Annotated in this window: 20 protein-coding genes; 8 read left to right on the forward strand and 12 right to left on the reverse strand. The window is 34.0% G+C overall.

Going from position 1 to position 21397, the window contains the following annotated elements:
* Window positions 1–298 precede the first annotated feature (298 nt).
* The 6 genes from mreC to NHG49_RS24535 all read right to left on the reverse strand — a co-directional run bounded on the left by mreC (window position 299) and on the right by NHG49_RS24535 (window position 5153).
* Window positions 299–1060, reverse strand: a complete 762-nt coding sequence (gene mreC / locus NHG49_RS24510) for a rod shape-determining protein MreC (RefSeq protein ID WP_154131507.1) — start codon at window positions 1058–1060, stop codon at window positions 299–301.
* Window positions 1061–1260: 200 nt separating this feature from the next.
* Complete coding sequence (locus tag NHG49_RS24515) at window positions 1261–1626, reverse strand: YxeA family protein (protein ID WP_064474459.1); 366 nt, start codon at window positions 1624–1626, stop codon at window positions 1261–1263.
* A gap of 112 nt (window positions 1627–1738) precedes the next feature.
* Window positions 1739–3247, reverse strand: coding sequence for a sensor histidine kinase (locus NHG49_RS24520; RefSeq protein ID WP_064474458.1), 1509 nt, complete (start codon window positions 3245–3247; stop codon window positions 1739–1741).
* Window positions 3231–3932, reverse strand: coding sequence for a response regulator transcription factor (locus tag NHG49_RS24525; protein WP_000033681.1), 702 nt, complete (start codon window positions 3930–3932; stop codon window positions 3231–3233). Before NHG49_RS24525 ends, NHG49_RS24520 begins: the two co-directional genes overlap by 17 nt.
* A 28-nt stretch (window positions 3933–3960) precedes the next feature.
* Window positions 3961–4575 carry a DedA family protein gene (locus tag NHG49_RS24530; protein WP_000418951.1) on the reverse strand — a complete coding sequence of 205 codons (615 nt, stop codon included), beginning with the start codon at window positions 4573–4575 and terminating at the stop codon, window positions 3961–3963.
* Window positions 4575–5153: a class I SAM-dependent methyltransferase gene (locus NHG49_RS24535; RefSeq protein WP_001176096.1), complete on the reverse strand. Its 579-nt coding sequence runs from the start codon at window positions 5151–5153 to the stop codon at window positions 4575–4577. The genes NHG49_RS24530 and NHG49_RS24535 overlap by 1 nt, the downstream gene beginning before the upstream one ends.
* Window positions 5154–5461: 308 nt before the next feature.
* On the opposite strand from NHG49_RS24535, the gene NHG49_RS24540 reads away from it, so the two are divergent.
* On the forward strand, window positions 5462–5920 hold the full coding sequence (locus NHG49_RS24540) for a hypothetical protein (protein WP_001064712.1): 459 nt from the start codon (window positions 5462–5464) through the stop codon (window positions 5918–5920).
* 67 nt (window positions 5921–5987) lie between these two features.
* On the opposite strand, the gene NHG49_RS24545 is transcribed toward NHG49_RS24540, so the two are convergent.
* Window positions 5988–7937 (reverse strand): ABC transporter permease, encoded by a 1950-nt coding sequence (locus NHG49_RS24545; RefSeq protein ID WP_000176143.1) that lies wholly within the window; start codon window positions 7935–7937, stop codon window positions 5988–5990.
* Window positions 7924–8694: an ABC transporter ATP-binding protein gene (locus NHG49_RS24550; RefSeq protein WP_000859659.1), complete on the reverse strand. Its 771-nt coding sequence runs from the start codon at window positions 8692–8694 to the stop codon at window positions 7924–7926. Before NHG49_RS24550 ends, NHG49_RS24545 begins: the two co-directional genes overlap by 14 nt.
* 306 nt (window positions 8695–9000) lie before the next feature.
* On the opposite strand from NHG49_RS24550, the gene NHG49_RS24555 reads away from it, so the two are divergent.
* A complete protein-coding gene (locus tag NHG49_RS24555) occupies window positions 9001–9873 on the forward strand; it encodes an AraC family transcriptional regulator (protein ID WP_064474457.1) in 873 nt (290 codons plus the stop codon).
* Between the two features lie 42 nt (window positions 9874–9915).
* Here NHG49_RS24555 and NHG49_RS24560 read toward each other — a convergent pair whose 3' ends face one another.
* A complete protein-coding gene (locus NHG49_RS24560; RefSeq protein ID WP_258126621.1) occupies window positions 9916–10554 on the reverse strand; it encodes an SdpI family protein in 639 nt (212 codons plus the stop codon).
* Window positions 10551–10823 carry an autorepressor SdpR family transcription factor gene (locus NHG49_RS24565; RefSeq protein ID WP_001070536.1) on the reverse strand — a complete coding sequence of 91 codons (273 nt, stop codon included), beginning with the start codon at window positions 10821–10823 and terminating at the stop codon, window positions 10551–10553. The genes NHG49_RS24560 and NHG49_RS24565 overlap by 4 nt, the downstream gene beginning before the upstream one ends.
* A gap of 209 nt (window positions 10824–11032) precedes the next feature.
* On the opposite strand from NHG49_RS24565, the gene NHG49_RS24570 reads away from it, so the two are divergent.
* The 6 genes from NHG49_RS24570 (at window position 11033) to NHG49_RS24595 (ending at window position 19594) form a co-directional block, all read left to right on the forward strand.
* Window positions 11033–11728 carry a response regulator transcription factor gene (locus NHG49_RS24570; RefSeq protein ID WP_000276736.1) on the forward strand — a complete coding sequence of 232 codons (696 nt, stop codon included), beginning with the start codon at window positions 11033–11035 and terminating at the stop codon, window positions 11726–11728.
* 2 nt (window positions 11729–11730) lie between these two features.
* Entirely contained in the window at window positions 11731–12753 is a 1023-nt protein-coding gene (locus NHG49_RS24575; protein WP_000765337.1) for a sensor histidine kinase, read from the forward strand.
* 94 nt (window positions 12754–12847) lie between these two features.
* Complete coding sequence (locus NHG49_RS24580; protein ID WP_064474455.1) at window positions 12848–14827, forward strand: FtsX-like permease family protein; 1980 nt, start codon at window positions 12848–12850, stop codon at window positions 14825–14827.
* Window positions 14828–14895: 68 nt separating this feature from the next.
* A complete protein-coding gene (locus tag NHG49_RS24585) occupies window positions 14896–16851 on the forward strand; it encodes an ABC transporter permease (RefSeq protein ID WP_258126623.1) in 1956 nt (651 codons plus the stop codon).
* 20 nt (window positions 16852–16871) lie between these two features.
* Entirely contained in the window at window positions 16872–17624 is a 753-nt protein-coding gene (locus tag NHG49_RS24590; protein ID WP_000393250.1) for an ABC transporter ATP-binding protein, read from the forward strand.
* A complete protein-coding gene (locus NHG49_RS24595; RefSeq protein WP_000144957.1) occupies window positions 17621–19594 on the forward strand; it encodes an FtsX-like permease family protein in 1974 nt (657 codons plus the stop codon). Before NHG49_RS24590 ends, NHG49_RS24595 begins: the two co-directional genes overlap by 4 nt.
* A 54-nt stretch (window positions 19595–19648) precedes the next feature.
* Here the strand turns inward: NHG49_RS24595 and NHG49_RS24600 are convergent, their stop codons facing one another.
* A complete protein-coding gene (locus NHG49_RS24600; protein ID WP_064474452.1) occupies window positions 19649–19846 on the reverse strand; it encodes a YjcZ family sporulation protein in 198 nt (65 codons plus the stop codon).
* Window positions 19847–20014: 168 nt separating this feature from the next.
* A complete protein-coding gene (gene gntP / locus NHG49_RS24605; protein WP_258126625.1) occupies window positions 20015–21340 on the reverse strand; it encodes a gluconate permease GntP in 1326 nt (441 codons plus the stop codon).
* Window positions 21341–21397: the final 57 nt, after the last annotated feature.

Here is a 21397-nt window from a genome sequence, read left to right on the forward strand (position 1 = left end):
GGATATTATATAGGTTTTCTAGCCTATTTAAGAGGTTATATAAATAATTAATATTAAAAATGTACAAAAAAAAGCCCCACTGTAATACTTAATAACTTTGCACTTATCATCAGTTTACCTCTTCATTATAATTGTCCGAGATAAAGATAAGATAAAGATAAAATAAAAACATTATAAATATATAACCATATATTATTAAATTTAGTACTGTTTTACTTTTCCTTATCCCTCTTACTCTTTATTTTACGTTCATTCTCTTCGTTTCTAATTCACCTCTCAAAGGCACTACATAAAACTATTATTTAGGTTCTATTAAAATTACATCTTCTAAATCATATAAATTCGCCTTTGGTTTTGCATAAATAATATAAGCAAGACCATATTGATCCGGTTCTTGCTCTATCACCTCTGCTACTTCAAGGCCAGGTGGTATTTTCTGACTCAGTTCAGAGGTAATAATACTATCACCTATTTTTATTTCTTTCGCTTTATCTGATGGAATATTATCAATTCGAAGAGCCTGTTTTTTCTTATCATACCCTGTAACAAATCCTAAAATGGATGAATTATTTTGAAGGGTGATTGCTAAACGATTCGTTCGTTCATCATTCGTAATTAATTTCACAACAGATGTATATTGATCTACACTCTCTACCTTTCCGATAAAACCTTCCACTGTAATAACAGCCATATCAACCTTTACACCATGTTGTGCACCTCTATCAATAGTGACTTCTCCATACCACTCTTCTGCTACACGAGTTACTACTGTAGCTTGAATTAAATTGTATTTTCCTTGTTCCTTTAATTCTTTCGTTTTGTTGATAAGTTTAGTAAGGTTTTCTTTCTCCTCACTTAATATTTGTACTTTACTCTTTAACGATTCTTGATGTTCAATTTTCCCTTTCAATACCTGATTCTCTCTATATACTTTATAGATGTCTTCTATATTATGAACAATATTTTGGACATGCTTATTATTTGCACATACATACACCATCAATAAAGCCAAAAGAATAATTGAAAGAAATAATAATATTTTCTTCTTAGAAACCTGCATAATTATCCTGCTACTCCCTACTATTTTTTATCTACATACTATAGAATACTAGTCATTGTACACAGAAGAAATGCAGTTTAAATAAAGTTAAGATAAACTTTATCTTCTTTATAAAAAATTTAGAACTTATCATATACTGCTACAATCTTCGAAGCTTGCTCGTTATCTTATCCATGGAATGCCACTTATAATTTCTATAACTAATTATGTTGTATTTGTACTTTCTCTTTTACTTTCTTAGGTATTTCATCTATTTGTACTTCTTCCCATTCCATACCATAACTTCCTTTAGATCTAATCTTTAAATATGCTCCTATTCTTAAATGTTTTGAAGCAGTCATCGCAATCTTTTGCTCTTGACCAGATTCATTATATCCTTTGAATTTATATTCCCATCTAGCAAAACCTTTGTTTTCAGCTCCATATTTACCATCATTATCAACAACAGCATAATAAATATCTTCTTTAATAAATGGATTGAGTTGATCTACAATCGGTCCCCCCTTTCCTATAAGTAATGTAACTCCAACTATAATTAATACGATAAACGCACTTATTTTTTTCATGAAACTTTCTATTCTCCTCTTCTCAGATATTTCCACTTAAAGGACTTCCTCTAAATCCATCGCGACGCTATTACGTATTAAAATGTAACCAAATTTCCTAGTGCTCTTCTAATTAAATTGGCAATAAGATAATAAATTGAATAACCCCATTTTCATATTCTGCTCGAATTTCTCCTTTGTGCAATTCAACAATGCTTTTTGCAATTGCAAGCCCCAAACCTGAACCTTCTACAGCTCTACTTCTCGATTGATCTTTTTTATAAAAACGCTCAAACAAATTCTCTAATTCTATTTTTGTAAATTCTTCACTATGATTCGCTATAGAAATTTTGATATGCTGTTCTTCTCTTTGAAGTAAAACCCGAATTTCTGCTTTATCTATACTGTATTTAATTGCATTTATTAAAAGATTTTCAAACACACGTACCATTTTTTCTGAGTCCACAACAGCATATATACGACCTTCTTGAAATTCTTTTACAAAAGAAATATTATGCTCCTCCGCTTGTGGTACTAACTCTTCTATTAATTGATCAAGTAGTTCATTTATACACACTTCTTGCGAATCTAACGCCATATTTTCATCTGTTAGTTTTGTATACTCAAACAAATCTTCTATTAACATCTTCAACTGCTCTGATTTTGAAAAGGCAATTTTTATATACTCATCATGCTGTTCTTTATTTTCATATTTCGCATCACCTAGTAAACGTAAATACCCCATAATAGAAGTAAGTGGTGTTCTTAAATCATGTGATACATTTGTAATCAATTCACTTTTTTGCTTCTCTATTTGTTTTTCCTTTTCTATATTAGCCAAAAGCTTTTCTGCCATTTGATTAATATTAGAAGTTAATAAACCTATTTCATCTTGACCTGCCTGTTTGATTTTATATTGTAAATTACCTTTCGAAAACTCCCTTACTCCTTCTGCCATCGCTTCAATCTGATTCATCTTCCTTTTCGTTATATAAAAGAAAGATAGTATAAAAGTGATAAAACCTAGTAAAGATGGAAATGGGCTGCTATCATTCACTATATACTTCACATTTCCTTGTGGTATACCACTTGCAATGATATACATATTTTCCGTATTAACAGTAACCGGATAAAAAGTTGTAAACTCCTTACGCTTTTGTTCAGTTCCATCTTGAATTAAATTTTGCGCCTCTACATATCGTACTTGATCCATTTTAAAATCCATCACATTACGCATCGTCTCATGAAGATTGATTTGTTCTTCCGGCGCTCCCTTTGTTTTATAAACGACTTTCCCATTCTCATCTATTATTAAAATCTTCAGTTGATTTTGGTGATTCAATTGATCAAGCAATTCTTGTATATTAATTTCCTTACCTTCCTCGGTTATACTTTCAACAAGCCTTTGTGTCTGTCCATCAATGGCTTCCATACCTGATGCATAATCAATGATAGAAATTTTATTCGCATCCTCGAAAAAAGAAGATGAAGACCATCCTACTAATACCCCGAGTAACGTACAAAAAGTAAATGTAGCCATTAGCTGTATCCGTATGCTCTTTTCCAAATAACTCACTATTTTACCTATCATTTTTTTAAAAACTTGATTCATCCATATTATCGGTTCAAATATCTTTCTCAATCTTATAGCCAACTCCCCATACCGTTTTAATGTACCGAGGCTTCCTTGGAATCGCCTCTATCTTTTCACGTATTTTCCGAATATGTACCATCACAGTATTATCGGATTGGAAAGCTTGCTCTTTCCATACTCTTTCATAAATTTGTGCTGCATTTAATACCATTCCTTGATTTCGTGCAAGCAATTCTAATACCTCAAACTCTCTCGGTGTCAATTTCGCCTCTTTATTTGCAATAATGACCTGCCGTGTTACTATATTAATTTTCATATCTCCAATTTCTATTTCATTTTCATCCTGTACACTTGTCCCGCTCATTTTCATATATCTCCGAAGTTGTGATTTAATACGAGCAATGAGTTCCAGTGGATTAAATGGTTTGGCTACGTAATCATCTGCCCCAGTTGTTAATCCTAAAATCTTGTCCATATCTTGCGTTTTTGCCGAAAGCATAATAATAGGCATTTCCGCTATTTCTCTCACTTTCATACACATATGAATACCATCTATTTTCGGCATCATAATATCAAGGACGATTAGATGCACGTCTCTTTTCTTTACTATTTCTAAACCCTCTTCACCATCTCCAGCTTGTAATACTTCGTAACCTTCATTCTTCAAATAGATAGTGATAAGTTTTCTAATTTCCTTCTCATCGTCCACGATAAGTATCGTTCCTTTACTCACAAAATCTCCTCCAGCATCATTTACCAAACTATGAATGTTGCTTTATTTCACTCACTACTGCATTCCTCTTTTGAATGTACACATAAGAAATGATAGTAATGATCATAATGCCCCCGCCTAAATACATCCCATATTTCGTCGCAAGTGCTACAATCGTTTCTATCTGTTTTCCGAATAGAGAGCCCAGCATAAAATAAGCTAGCGTCCAAACAAGTCCTGCCATATAGGAATACAATGCATACGTTTTAAATGACATATTATTCATTCCAACCAAATACGGTACGATATGTCTCACAACGGGGATAAAATAACTTATTACTAATGCATAATGACCATATTTCCCTACTATTTCTTGTGATTTTAAAAGGTACTTTGCCTTTTTCTTTTTCATCAATTTATTAAGCACTTTTATGCCAAATATTTTCCCTAGTATATACCCTAAAGAAAGACCTGATACAACACCTAAATACGTTAATAAAAAGGCTGGAATCATACTTAATATCCCCATTGATGATACAAATCCACCGCTCATGACAATCATTTCATCTGGAATCGGCATACCGATAATACCAAGCCATAAACAAAAAAATAGTGCCCAATAACCATACTGCTCAATGTATGACATTAATTCATGTAACTCCATTATGCATATGCTCTCCTTAGCTCTTTTCTACAACTAAAGACGTAAGCTGGTGGGAAATTAAGCCACACCTTTTCTAGTGTAATTTCAGGAAAGAAATTCTGTATAAATCCTTTTTTCACAAGTGAATATTGAAATGTAATAAATTCCCCGTTCTCATGTATCGTTTCCATTACACTGTTTAAAATGCGCTTTGAAACCTCTTCTCGTAAAGAAGTGAAAGGCAATCCTGATAAGACGTAATCAATACATTCTATATTTAATTGTTCCATATACTTCTTTATATTTTCAGCTGAACCGTGTATAACAATCACGTTCTGCTCATCTTTAAATTTTCTCTTTAACTCTTTAAAAAATACTTCATTAATTTCAACAAGAAGAAATATTGTCTCCTTCTTCTTTCTCTTCATAATCTCTTTCGTAAAAGCTCCTGTACCAGGCCCTAGCTCTACAATACATTTCGCTCTATTAAAATCAATTACATCTACCATTTTCCTTGCTAATATTTTTGAGCTCGGTACAACCGCACCAATATGTTTCGGATGTTTTATAAATTCAGTTAAGAATGTTATGAGCTGCATATACTCTCTCTCCATTCGTTCAATAGTTTTTAACTTGTGTTTAAGTATAACTATCGTTTCTTAACAAATATTGAGGAGATTTCTTAAGATTTTATGAAGATGAAGGAAATTTTCATCTTTACTATAAACAAACATAAAAAATTGAATTCCAAAGATAAGCGAATCAAACATATACAAATAAGTCAGCTTGTTTATTTACCATGAATGATCATGATCCTACTCCGATTTTGAATAGCGAAGTTACTATTTTTATGTTAAAATCCTCTAAGATATTTGGAATTAGTATAGAAATCATTTTTGGAGGCTTTATGAATAATCAAAACGATAATAAATCAAATGCATTATTTGCAGCTATACAAATAGTGCTACCACTTTTATTACCTATTCTTGTCCCTACCTTTTTAATAGTGGGAATGAAAAAGTGGATGCCCGATGAAGTTAAGTATCCAAGTATAATATCATTGTTCGCATTATGTATGGGATTTTTCATAGTAGGAATTCTCTTCTCTATTGTTTTACGTTTATGTAAATTATCTGAGGAAAAATTAAAGGAATTAGGATTTTTAGGATTTACACTTTCGGCTGTTAGCACATTTTTAAGTTTTTATGTAGGTTACTTTTGGTTGGCAGACCTTAACTTCACATCAGTTGAATTATCACCTCATGCCGTATTAATTTTCGCTATTTTATGTACCTTGCTATTGGAAGGTATTTTTAAAGTAATGGACATGTTTGATAGTTCGGACGAAAATAAAGCTCACGTATAGACAAAAAAAGCATCCGACTAACATGTTAGTCGGATGCTTTTTTACTAAGATAAAAACAACTCTTGCATTACTTCGCACTCACAATCTTATAATAAGAACGAACTGTTAAGAAGTAATATCCGATATAAATAACGCTATATACTCCGATACTAATTAGAAGCGGAACCATAATTTCAAATGGTAGTATGTTTCCTAAACCTTTTAATGCAAACAAACTGTGTAGAATTCCGATTACTAGTGGAATTGCAAAGATAAAGCTCACTTGTTTTGCAATAGCTTTCTTCATCTCTTGTTTCGTTACACCAACTTTATGAAGGACAATGTAACGATCACGGTCAGCACTTGCTTCTGTAAGCTGCTTGAAGTAAATAATGGAGCCTGTCGCTAATAGGAAGACTAAGCCTAAGAATAGTCCGATGAACATCATTAGTCCAGTTGCTTCAAGTCCCATATGGAAACCAGTGTAGAAGTCTCTAAATGGTGGTGCCATTTCTGATTCACCAGCTGGCATCACTTTTGTTAATTTTTCTGTTAATACTTTACTGTTTCTTTCATCTTTTACATCAATATTTTTTACAACACGTGTTCCAAATGCTTGCTTCGCTTGTTCATACATTTCATCTGGAACGACAACAACTAATTCACCTAAGTTCGTAATTGCAGTATTATTTACACCTTGGATCGTCAATGTCTTCGTTTCATTTCCAATTTGGAATACCGCTTTATTTCCTTTATATTCAGGGCTAAACTCATACCCTTCCATATAAGAACTATCATATATAAATGCTTCGCCAGTAGCTACATTCACTGTTTCCGCATCAATTTTTTTCGCAATTTTGTTGAATTCAGATTGAGATATAAACTGATATTTCTCTGAAATCGTGTAATTCATATTAAGAATGAAATCAACTTTATCTCCTTCGAATTTCCCTTTGACAGGAACCGTTTCAATTTCAAATTGATCTTTAACAGGGTGATCCTGCTTCTCCTCCACAAGAATTGCATTTACTTTCTTATCCAATTCTGCATCTTTTTTCTCATAAGAGTAACTGTATGGCATGGATGTTTTTGATTGCGTAAATGTGTTGTAATACATCGTAACTGACGTACCAACAGCTGTTAATGTTACTGCACTTAAAATAGAAATTGTCGCAAGTGACTTTGCATTTCCTTTAATACGGTATAGTAACTGTGAAGTCGTTATCATATTCATACCATTATAAAACGCTGACTTATTATTTCTTGCACGTTTCAATACGAATACTGTAAAGAACATAAATAGTAAATACGTACCTAATACTGTTGCAAGTAATATATAAAGTGCAACTACCATAAAGTTTGCATACATAACTGCCTTCATAAACATTAACGCTAAGAAATAACCTGAGCCGATTAAGAAAACTGAAATTAACGCCATAATGACAGATCCTTTTGGCATTGCCTCTCCTTCACGTTCTGCGCGGAAAAGTTCAATTAACTTAAATCGATAAATTAAACGATATCCTTGAAGTGATGTATACAAAATAATTACAAAGAAAATAATTGCTGTATCAATAACTGCAGCCATCGGTACTTCAAAATGAACGTTTAAGTTTATTCCCATCATATTTATTAGTAGTTCAAGGAATAGTTTTGAAAGAACGCTACCGATCGCAATACCGATTACTAATGACATTAATCCCATTAACATATTTTCATAAAAGAGCATTTTACCTATTTGTCTTTTTCGAATACCTAATAAGGAATATAGCCCAACTTCTTTTTTACGCTTCCGTGTAAAGAAACCGTTTGAATATATAATGAACACTGCCACGAAAATAATAAGCATCACACTTGAAACTTGAAATGCTCCGCTAATTTTTTTAGAAGCTTCCGCAGCTTTTTCCATTTGTGAATTATACTGCAACGCCTTAAATGTAAAATAAATGACGATACTAAAAATCATAGATGCAAAATATACAAAGTAGTCTTTAAAGTTCCGCTGTATGTTGCGGAGGGCAATGCTAGATAAGGTCATCAGCCATACCTCCAGAAATGGAAGACATTACGTCAACGACTTTTTGGAAGAACTGTTTACGTGTTGATTCACCCCGGTGCAATTCTTTATATAACTCACCATCTTTAATGAAAATAACTCGTTTACAATAACTTGCGGCAAACGCATCGTGTGTTACCATTAAAATTGTAGAGTTATCATATTCATTTAACGACTTCATGCTTTCTAATAAATCTGTCGCTGATTTAGAATCAAGTGCTCCCGTCGGCTCGTCACCAAATATCATACTAGGACTTGTAACAATCGCACGCGATGCTGCGCAGCGCTGCTTCTGTCCACCCGACACTTGATATGGGAACTGACTTAAAATATGATCAATACCAAATTTCTTTGAGATTTCAAGAACGCGGCGATCAATTTCACTCGCTTTCACCTTTGATAACGCAAGAGGTAACGCAATGTTCTCTTTTACCGTTAACGTATCTAATAAATTATAATCTTGGAAAATGAACCCTAAATGATCACGGCGGAATAACGCTAACTTATCATCGTTCATCTTCACGATATCTTTTCCATCAATTAAAATTTCACCGTTCGTCGCATTATCAATTGTAGAAAGAACGTTTAGTAGCGTCGTCTTACCCGAACCAGAAGGTCCCATAATTCCAACGAACTCACCTTCTTTTACTTGTAAGTTAATACCTTTTAACGCTGCAAATTTATTACCACCCGTGTCATACACTTTTTCAATATTTTTTGCTTCTAACACTGTTTTCATCTCGACATCCCTCATTTCTTCTATTCTCTATTTTCAACTATATACACTCTCTACTCTTGCCACTATCGATGTTTCTTACACAAACATGACAGTTATGTAAGACGCATAAGTAAAGATATAAAAATTTAACCTACTGAACAAAAGTACTTTGTTACTATAACATTGGGATATCATACCATCCATTCATTCTCCTTACAGGAACATTACAATTTTGTAAGGTTAAAAATGTACCCTACAAAATTGTGCATGAAATGTCGGATGGAGCTATTTTGTTCCTGCTATTCTATTTAACAAGGAGGTCATCGTATGGATTCACTTAAAAACATGAATGCAGCAATGCAGTATATTGAAAACACCCTAACAGATGAAATTGATTTTAAAGAAGTCGCAAAAATAGCTTACTGCTCTGAATATCATTTCAAAAGAATGTTTTCTTTCCTAGCTGGCATATCACTGTCAGAATATATTCGCTGTAGACGTCTTACTCTTGCTGCTTTTGAACTAAAAAACAGCGATGCAAAAGTCATTGATGTCGCTATAAAATATGGGTACAACTCACCAGACTCTTTTGCACGTGCCTTTCAAAACTTGCACGGCATAACGCCTTCAGAGGCCCGAAATAGTAGTCATTCTTTGAAAGCTTATTCACCAATGACCTTCCAGTTATCGATTCAAGGAGGAAACGAAATGAACTATCGAATTGAAAAAAAAGAACCATTTCGAATTATTGGTATTACAAAACGCGTACCGATTGTATTTAACGGTGTAAATGAAGAAATTGCTTCTATGTGGAAAAGTTTAAATCCAGAGTCCATTCAAACGTTAAAGTCCCTTTCAAACATGGAACCGAATGGAATCATTAGTGCTTCTACTAACTTTTCTGAAGGAAGAATGGAGGAAAAGGGAGAACTCGATCACTACATTGGAGTAGCCTCAACGAAAGATTGTCCAGAGCAATTCGCACAACTTGAAGTCGCAGCTTCAACGTGGGCCGTATTTGAAGCTGTCGGTCCATTTCCTGAAACATTACAAAATGTATGGGGACGCATTTATTCCGAATGGTTTCCTTCCTCAAACTATGAACTAGCGGAAGGACCAGAAATATTGTGGAATGAACAGAAAGATACATCCTCTCCAAACTTTAAAAGTGCAATTTGGATACCGGTTTTGAAGAAATAAAAAATAAAGCTGCTCCTCCTTAAAAGGAAAAGCAGCTTTTATTTATATTTTTAGTTCTTTTTTATAAGCGACGTAGGAATATCCCATTGTTAATCCTACTGCACCGATAATAATGCCAATGATTAGGAAAGCTTTCCACTCTACCGGTGCAACAATACTTAAAATCATAATAACTCCTAATACAACAAACACCTTTCCGCTAAAACGGTGCTTTTTTCTCCATACTTCTTCGTTACTTAACGTCCACGGTGTTTTTATACCTACAAAGTAGTTTGGTTTACATTGTGGTAAATAATTGCCGATGACTATAAATAAAAGACCAACAAGAATATGCGGTGTACTATTCATTGGAATGTCATAACCTAATCCAGCCCCAATTCCAATGATATTTACTAAAAATAATAAGATTAATACGCTATAATTTATTACATTATATCCTTTAGAAAACTTATCATAGTTTTTATGCTTCGGATCTATCTTAGGCAATACGGTTAATAAAGCATATATAAAAACCATAATTGCTACATCAAAAATCATCCCTCCCATTTTAGACATATGTCCATCTACCTCCCCAGCAACATTCCAATGGCTCGGAACTTCACCTGGTAAATGCGGCCACGCGACACACCATGCAATAATCGTTAAAGCAATTAATAGTAACGGAAATATATGCTTCCTCATTTCCCCTCTTCCCCCTTATTCGTAAATGTAAACACCCACGTTAATAAATCTTGAAAGACAGTTGTGTTTAAAGAGTACACAACAAATTGACCTTTCTTTTCATCTTGAATAAGTTCAGCATTTTTCAGTGCGTTTAAGTGGTGTGAAATACTTGGTTTTGTCATATTAAATTGTTCAGCAATCTCACCAGCGGTTAGATCGCCTTCTTTTAATAAGTCTAAAATTTTTCGCCTTGTTGGATCTGCTAATGCTTTGAATGCTTGATTCAATGTCTTTCTTCCTTTCACTAATTAGACATTTAGATATTTATCTAAATGTTAAAATGATTTCAGTTAATTGTCAATTATATACGAGGCCTTTTTTACTTTTTCCGCTTTTGACCTATACTGTTTACTAGCTTATCTTTCAACATAATGAAAAGACTTGAAACACATGATACACTATAGCTACAATTGTTTTTTTGAGGAGGAATATACATATGTATAAAATTTTAATCGTTGAAGACGATCCAAATATTTCATCATTACTGCAATCTCACATTCAGAAGTACGGTTATGAGGCTGTGGTAGCGGAGAATTTCGATGATATTATGGAATCGTTTAACGCAGTGAAACCACACCTTGTTTTACTTGATGTAAACTTACCAAAATTCGATGGTTTCTACTGGTGCCGTCAAATTCGTCATGAATCTACTTGTCCAATTATTTTCATTTCAGCTCGTGCTGGTGAGATGGAACAAATTATGGCGATTGAAAGCGGTGCGGATGATTATATTACAAAACCATTCCACTATGACGTTGTAATGGCGAAAATTAAAGGTCAATTACGCCGTATTTACGGTGATTATGCCCCAAATATTTCTGAACGTATCGTTGAAGTAGAAGGACTAAAATTATTCCCGGAACGTCCAGAAATTCATTTCGGTGCTGAGCAAGTTCTTTTAACGAAAAAAGAAGCTATTTTAGCAGAAATGTTATTATCTAAATTCCCTCGTACAGCGAGCCGTGAAGATTTATTAGCTGCCCTATGGGATGACGAAAGCTTCGTTGAAGAAAATACATTAAACGTAAACATTACGCGTCTTCGTAAAAAGTTCAATGAGCTTGGTATTGAAAATGCTATTGAAACAGTACGTGGACTTGGGTATCGTTTTAACGCAACTTGGAGTGAATAAGCATGAAGCTATTTTTACGTGATCATTTTGCATTTTTTCTACTATACGTATTAAACTTCGGTATCATTTTCGTTCTTTATGATGCAGTAGATGGATTTCAAAATAATAAATTTTACTTCGTCGTTTTAAGTTTATATTTATTCATTTGTTTCCTCGCTTATCGTTACGTTCGCAATCGTAGAATGTACCATAGATTAAGTGAGCAACCAGAGAAAATGGAAGATGCGTTTATTGAAAGAGCAACTGCTCCGATGCCTCACGGTGTAAATGAACTCGTGCGCACGCAGTATCGTCTATTCCAAAAAGAACTACAATCGTATGAAGTAAAACAGCAAGAACATCAATTATTTATTAATCACTGGGTGCATCAAATGAAGACACCTGTTTCTGTTATGCAACTTATGGTGCTAGAAATGGAAGATGAACACTTGATTCCGAAATTCAAAAAAGAATTAGAACGATTAAATCAAGGACTCGATATGGCTTTATATATGGCAAGATTAAATAACTTCCATGAAGATTTCCATGTTGAGACGATTTCATTAAAAGATGCGGTAACAAAAAATATTAACGGATTAAAAGAACTATTCATTCGAAACGGAGTCTTCCCTGTTTTAGAAGTTCATTCCGATTTAAAAGTTGCTTCTGATGCGAAATGGCTAAAATTCATTATTTATCAGTTAATGACAAATGCCGTTCGTTACTCTGGTGAGCGCGGAAAGAAAGTTTTCTTATCTGCTTACCGAAACGGAAAAGATATTATTTTAGAAGTTCGTGATGAAGGTGTTGGTATCCCACAAGAAGATATTCGAAGAGTATTTGAACCTTTTTACACTGGAAAAAATGGTCGCGCATTCGGAGAATCTACTGGTATGGGACTTTATATTGTAAGTAAAATTTGTGATTATTTAGGTCACTCTGTGAAACTAGACTCTGAAGTTGGTAAAGGAACGACGATTAAAATCATCTTCCACAACGCTGCAAATAATCAAGCAGAGCATACAGAGAAGGTGACCGAAGCATGATCGGAACATATGCTAGCAAAATGTATGAGAACGCACTCTCATACATTTTTTGCAATAAAACTACATATTTGCCTTCTAGCGGGAGGTACATATTATGACATTTTGGCAGTTTGCCTTTAAAAATGTAACGCGTAATTCCAGAGCTTATTTTGCTTATTTCGTCAGCAGTTCCTTTTCAATTGCTGTTTTCTTTTCGTTTGCTGTTTACTTATTCCATCCAAAATTACAAAACTTTAGCATGAACGCTGAAATTTCAGGATTAATGATATTTTCAGAAGTTGTAATTGTATTTTTCTCTTTCTTCTTTTTACTATATTCCATTGGTACTTTTTTAAAAGTTAGAAAAAAACAATTCGGAGTTTTGACCGTTTTAGGTATATCGAGAAAGCAATTACATCGTCTCGTTTTTATGGAAAATATGTTAATCGGTATTTTATCTATCTTTTTCGGTATGCAGTTTGGACTTGTATTTTCACAATTTTTCTTATTAGTCACAGCAAAAATTACGCACGTCCCAGGCATATATTTATACTTGCCTATTAACGCCTTTATTTTAACGACTATCGTCTTCCTTAGTCTTTTTATCATTGTATCTACATTCACACCAATGCTTATTCGTACAAAAAAAGCGGTACGCCTTTTAAAAACAAATGACGGAAAACAAAAAGAAAAAAAACCGTCCATACTTGTTTCCTTATTTGGTGCGATTTGTTTATTAGGTGGTTATGCTTTAGCTGGAAATCCTAAATATTTCGTATCAGTAAGCCCGCAAATAGGTGTTATATATATGGTTTCAAGTATTTTTGTTATCCCAACGCTTGTTACAATTGGGACATATTTTTTCTTTTCACAAATTAGTTTTTTACTTATTTACATTTTAAAAACGAGAAGAAAGTTTTATATGAAACGGGTTAATATGCTTTGGATTTCTGATTTAGCAAGCCGTATTCGAACGAATATTAATATGCTTTTTATTGTAGCAATGCTCTCTACTATTGCTTTCACAATGATAACGTTCCTATATGGATTCGGGAAATTTGTTAAGCTAGAAGTTAATAGAATTTCTCCTTTCCCAATTTCTTATTTTTCTTATGATGCAAATCCTTTTGTTACTGAGCATTTAAACTGGCTTGAACACCAATTACAAAAAGAGCATTTTCCTTATGAGAAAATCAAAACTGATATATATGAAACACCACTAGAAGAAGATAAAGGTGTAGCTATTTATAATGACGTATACGCAATTAAGCAAAGTGACTATAACAAACTTGCGGGTTCTTTACGAATGAAACAACTATTTATGGACAATAACGAAGCATACGTGTTAACAGGGACATCTTATATCACTATATTCAACGAATTTGAGCAAAGCTACAAAAGAGATTACATTACACTCTCTAGTACAAATACGAAATTAAAAGTAAAAGGCTATGAACATGTTAATGCGATTCCATCTGACTTTTCATATCAAACGATAGTTTTGCCTGATATTCACGTAAATAACTTACCTAACACGGTAAAGCATATATCAGCATACAATTACAAAATTCAAAACTGGGAACAGACATATAAAATAGCTGATGATTTTATAGAAAAAGTGCAAAAAGATCGAAATAACTCCCATTATGAAGGACCTCTTATTCGATCCTTTGAATCAGCAGGAACGTTATATAAAATAACGTCTGGTAGTGCCGCATTCTTCCTAATCGGGACATTTTTAGGAGTTATTTTCTTCATTGGAGCTGGTAGTGTTCTTTACTTTAGAATGTATACAGATTTGACGAATGAACAAGAGAAGTATATAACAATTTCTAAGATCGGTGTGACAGATGAAGAGATGAAACGATCTGCGACCATTCAGCTTAGTATTTTATTTTTCGTTCCTTACATTATGGCATCCATTCATACAATGTTTGCAACGAAAATGCTACAAGATGTAATTGGTTTATCTTTGTTCAAAGAAGTTTCAGCCGTTCTTATTATTTTTGGATTCGTTGAAGTTGTATTTTTCTTATTCATTCGTTCACTTTACATGCAAAAATTATCACAGTATACGAATGGACAAATTATTTAAAACAAACGTGATGAAAAGAGTATCTTTCATACTTTTTTCATCTTCACTTTATTAGGAGGCTTAGGTGAATGACATTTTGGCAGTTTGCATTTAAAAACGTGACTCGGAACGCCAGAGCTTATTTCGCCTATTTTGTAAGCAGTGCGTTTTCCATTGCTATTTTTTTCTCATTTGCAGTTTATTTATTTCATCCTAAATTGCATATGACAGACGTAAATGTTGCTCTGAACATATTAATGACAATTTCAGAAGTTGTCATTGTATTCTTTTCGTTTTTCTTTTTACTATATTCAATCGGTACTTTCTTAAAAGTACGAAAAAAGCAATTTGGGATTTTAACAGTACTTGGCATATCTCAAAAGCAATTAAAAAGACTCGTATTTCTAGAAAACATGCTAATTGGTGTTCTTTCCATATTTTTCGGCATTCAACTTGGACTTGTCTTTTCACAGTTCTTTCTATTAGTTACCGCCAAAATTACACATGTACCTGGTTTATATTTATATTGGCCGACGAGTGCTATTATTTTAACTACGATCATCTTTCTTGGACTCTTCATTCTCGTTTCATCTTTTACGCCGATGCTCATTCGGACGAGAAAGGCTGTACGTCTTTTAAAAGAAGGAACAAAGCAAAAAGAAAGAAAAGCATCCGTGCTCATCTCTCTATTTGGTGCGACATGTTTAATAACTGGATATGTATTAGCAGCAAATCCGTTATATTTTATGTCCCTAGGTGATATGATTGGAATCCTATATGCCGTCTCTAGCATATTCGTCATTCCTTCACTTGTTGCAGCTGGAACATATTTTTTCTTTTCACAAATTAGTTTTTTACTCATTCGTATATTAAAAACGCGAAGAACATTTTATATGAAGCGTACGAATATGCTTTGGATTTCTGATTTAGCAGCGCGCATTCGGACAAACATTAACATGCTCTTTATTGTAGCGATGCTATCAACACTCGCTTTTACTATGATTACATTCTTATACGGTTTTGGGAAATTTACAAAGTTTGATGCAATAAGACAAAACCCTTTCCCTTTTACGTATTTATCACATACTGAAAATACGTTAGCGGATGAACATTTAAATTGGTTAGAACAAAAATTTAATGAAGAGCACTTTACTTATAAAAAACTTAAAACGGATATATATGAAGTATCTTCGGCTGAAGAAAACCCAAAGCTCTATTATGCAATTAAACAAAGTGATTACAATATACTTGCTAAGGCGTTAAATTGGGAACATCTCAACGTGAAAAATAATGAATCTTATATCCTTATAAAAGACATAGATGATCAATTCATTGGCACAATTTATGATACAGAACGGAAAGATATTCTTACACTTACTCAAAACAGCCTACAGCTCCAAGTGAAAGAATATAAAAATTATAATCCTTTCCCAAACAGCTTAATCTCAACATTACTCGTATTATCTGATGCAAATGTAGAGGCATTATCATCAGCTTCAAAACAGATGAGTGTATATAGCTTTAAAGTTAACGAATGGGAAAAAGCACATAACATCGGTTCGGAATTTATACCAAAAATTATTAATGATAATGAAACGATCAAAGCTGAGCACCCACCATTCCATGCAAGTGAAGCAAGCGATTCTCTATACACAACTAAACTAAATGTCGCTTCGTTCTTCTTAATTGGTACTTTCTTAGGTGTTATTTTCTTTATTGGTGCTGGTAGTGTTCTTTACTTCAGGATGTATACAGATTTAACAAATGAGCAAGAAAAGTATGTAACGATTACAAAAATCGGTTTAACAGAAGCCGAAATGAAACGATCTGCTACCATTCAACTTGCGATTCTGTTCTTTGTTCCATACATTATGGCATCGATTCATACGATGTTTGCGACAAAGATGCTACAAGAAATATTACATCTCTCGTTCTTCGCTGAGATTACAGTCGTACTGATGATTTTTGGAACAGTTGAAGTTATATTTTTCCTTTTAATTCGTTCCTTCTATATGCAAAAATTATCACAACACATTAAGTTCTAAAGGATAGAAAGGTGATTACTATGGAAGAAGTATTACACATAAAAAATGTCTCAAAAGTGTATGAAGGAAAAGTCCCTCATACTGCTTTAAAAAATATAAATTTACATGTAGATAAAGGAGAATTTGTCGCTATCATGGGACCATCTGGTAGTGGTAAATCTACATTTTTAAACGTTATCTCTACAATTGATTCACCTACTTCTGGTGATGTCGTGATTAACGGAAAAAAACCGCACACATTTCGTAGAGAGAAGTTAGCTATTTTCCGCCGACAAGAGTTAGGATTTGTTTTCCAAAACTTTAACCTACTAGATACACTAACAATCGGTGAAAATATCGTACTACCTTTAACATTAGATAATGTTCCATTAAAAGAAATGGACGAAAAGCTTGATAACATTTCAAAAAAGCTTGGCATTGATCATATTTTAGACAAACGTATTTTTGAAGTTTCTGGGGGCCAAGCACAGCGTACCGCAGTAGCACGTGCTGTTATTCACCATCCGTCACTTCTACTTGCCGATGAACCAACAGGAAACTTAGATTCGAAAGCAGCGATCGATGTAATGGAGTTATTTACGAAGTTAAATAAAGAAGAAGATGCAACAATTTTAATGGTTACGCACGATCCATTTGCAGCAAGTTATTGTAACCGCGTCATTTTCATTAAAGATGGTGAGCTTTACAACGAACTACACCGCGGACTATATCGCGAGAAATTTTATCAAGAAATATTAGATGTTTTAGCATTATTAGGAGGGAGACGTGGATGACATTTTGGCAATTCGCATTTAAAAATGTCTCGCGTAATTCGAAAGCATATTTCGCCTACTTTGTAAGTAGTGCGTTTTCTATCATGGTTTTCTTTTCATTTACTGTATACGCGTATCACCCGCGGTTACAGAGTGTACAAAGCTTTCAAGAACGTGATCCTCTAATGAACTTAGCTAGTACGGCACAGCTTGTGATTGTTATGTTCTCGTTCTTCTTTCTCTTATATTCAATTGGAACATTTTTAAATGTACGGAAGCAGCAATTCGGGATACTCACAATTCTCGGTATCTCACAGAGACAATTAAAAAGACTGTTATTTACTGAAAACATGATGATCGGGATATTGTCCATCTTTATCGGTATACAAGGTGGCCTCGTGTTTTCTAACTTTTTCTTATTAGTCACTTCGAAATTAACAAGTGCGAAAGGCCTTTATTTATATTGGCCAACAGAGGCGATTATCGTTACAACCGTAACGTTTATCATTTTATTTTTAATCGTTTCTACGTTTACACCAATGTTTATTCGTACTCGAAAAACAGCCCACCTCATTAAAGGGAACAAGAAAATGCCAGCTGAAAAAAGACCATCTATACTCATCTCTTTATTCGCTTTAATTTGTTTAGGGCTATGCTATTATATCGCTGGTTATCCGCGAGGCTACGTAACGGAAAAAAATGTGCAAAATGGATCTGTCTTTTTTATTATGTTATCTATTTTACCACTCGTAGTAGTCGGGACATATTTATTCTTTTCACAAACATTTCTTCTTTTTATCTATATTTTAAAGAAGCGTAGAAAGTTTTATTTGAAACAAATAAATATGTTATGGATTTCGGACTTAGTTGCTCGTACCCGTAGTAATATTAACGTACTCTTTATCGTTTCTATGCTATCTGCACTTGCATTTACAATTATTATTGGGTTATTCGCCGCTAATAACAATACGAAGGCATCAGTACTAGAGCGATATCCCGTCCCCTTCACTTATACATCAGAAGGTGACAATTCCCTTGAGCAAAAGCATATTTCTACAATTGAAACGGAGCTTACAACTAGTAATTTTCAGTACAACAAATATAAGTTTACAGTCTTAAAAGATACAGCTTCAAAAGAAGATATTATGCTTATGAAGATGAGCGATTATAACGCAATCGCTCAACAATTGAAAAGACCGGAAATAACAATCGATTCTACAGAAGTGTATATTATTTCTCGCCACTCACCAGAACTTCTCGATCTCGTATCTAATCCATTTGCAAAGCAAAATACGATTACACTCGGATCTAATAAAAAAGAATTTCATATTAAAGGGTTTATTAATAAGGGAATAGAACCATCCTTTGCATTCCCACATTTAGCTGTCGTACAAGATTATGTATTTGATAATATGATTCCTCATATTGAAACAACCGTAATCTATAACTACTTCGTAGAAAACTGGGAAAATGCAATAGTTCCAACCAGAAATATGTTACGCGTTATTAGTGGTGATGCACGTGCGTTCTACGAAAAGCATACAGAAGAGAACGCTCAAGTTCCTTTCTTCATACATACGGCTACGGATGAACTCATTTACGGTAAAGGAAATGCAGTTGCTCAATTCTTTATTTGGGCATTTCTTGGTTTTATCTTCTTTATCGGTGCGGCTAGTGTCTTATATTTCCGTATGTATAATGACTTAACAACTGAAAAACAAAAGTATATTACGATTACAAAGCTTGGCTTAACTGAATTAGAAATGTTTCGCTCTGCAACCATTCAATTAGGAATTTTATTTTTTGTTCCGTATATCGTTGCTGGTGTTCACACGTTATTTGCGGTTAAGTTTTTACAAAGCATGTTTTCTTTCTCCTTACTAAAAGAGACATGTATCGTACTCACCTTTTTCGGGATTATCGAGATTATTTTCTTCTTCTTAATCCGTTCTCTGTACATTAATAAATTATCACAGCATATAAAAATATGAATAAAATGGCCTTGTGCGTATTGCACAAGGCCATTTTCAATAGTTTTTAAAAAATTAGCAGCAATATCCACCATAGCCGCCTGCGTAACCGCCGTAACCACCATAACCACAACCGCCTCCGCCTCCGCCGAAGCAGCTAGCACCGATGATAATTAATAAAATAAACAATACGATTAGAAGCGCAAAACCGCCTCCGCAACCATGGTTTCTGCGGTTACAATCATCATGTCTGTGTTCACACTTTTCGCTCATTACTCTATTCCTCCTTTAGTATCATTCATAACAAGTTCACCTTGCTCTAAATGAGGGGATTCCATTTATAGTATGTTTTCAGGGCGAATAGGAAGCTTGGCTTACCTAAAAACGGGCTTGTTTTTGGAAATGGGCTTCATCAAAAAAAGATACCAATTAAGGTATCTTCTAAATAAAAGTATTTAATAAAAGCGCAAAGCCAAATGCAATAAATGATAACAATGTCTCAAGTACCGTCCACGTTTTAAACGTTTCCTTCACCGTTAATCCTAAATACTCTTTTACAAGCCAAAACCCTGCATCATTTACGTGAGAAAACATTAATGATCCTGCACCTGTTGCTATAACGAGCAATTCTAAATTTACACCTGACATGTGCTGAATAACTGGTGAAACAATCCCTGCTGCTGTCGTTAATGCTACTGTCGCTGAACCTGTTGCAATTCGAATTAATCCAGCTACCATAAAAGCTAACACAATTGGTGATAACGCTATATGTTCTGCCATTTGGGCAATCGCTGTTCCAACGCCGCTTTCAATTAATATTTGTTTAAATCCACCGCCTGCACCAATAATTAAAATAATGGAACCGACCGGTAATAAACTGTCATCCGTTAATTTTTTAATCATCTTTTTATTAATTCCTTGTCTTATTCCAAGTAAATAGAACGCTGCGAAACATGAAATAAGTAAAGCAATTACTGGGCTCCCTATAAATACGGAAAATTCAGTTATCTTTTTCGGTAATGAAATATATGGTGCAACTACTGATAAAATCATTAATACAACCGGTAATAAAATAATAAAGAATGAAACTTTACGACTTGGTAAATCAGTTGATACTGTCGTAACTCGAACAAGCTCTGGTTCATTTTCAGGTATAACCCTTTTATGTACCCACTTTGCAAATATAGGTCCTGCGATAATGGCTGTTGGTAACGCGATAATTAATGAATATAAAAGTACCTTTCCTAAGTTCGCGTTATAAATACCGATTGCTGTCATCGCCCCTGGATGTGGCGGTACGAGCCCATGCACAATAGATAATCCAGCAATAACAGGTAACGCAATTAATAATATATTTTGCTTCGTCGTTTTTCGAATGGAAATAACAAGTGGTAATAAAATGACAATCCCCACTTCAAAAAATACCGGAATCCCTATAACAAATCCTGCAAATAACATAGCCCAAGGTAGTTTCTTCACACCGAAAAATCGAATAAAGAAATCTGCCACTTGCATGCCGGCCCCTGAATCGGACATCATTTTTCCTAAAATTGTTCCGAGAGCTAAAATACCAACTAAATGCCCTAGTACACTACCAACACCAGTTTCATAGGCGGTCACTATTTTCGTTAAATTCAGTCCAGACATGATGGCTAAAAATAAACTCGCAACTGTTAAACTAATAAATGCATGCCATTTCCACCATGATACCCCTAAAATAACAATCGCGATTGCAAGTAACGTGACGATTAATAAGTATATATCCATCTCTCATTCCCCTTACTTTTCCCCCGTATTTGTGGACAGTAAACACCTAATTGGTGC

The sequence above is a fragment of the Bacillus sp. IBL03825 genome, assembly GCF_024712505.1.
GTDB classification, from domain to species: Bacteria; Bacillota; Bacilli; order Bacillales; family Bacillaceae_G; genus Bacillus_A; species Bacillus_A wiedmannii.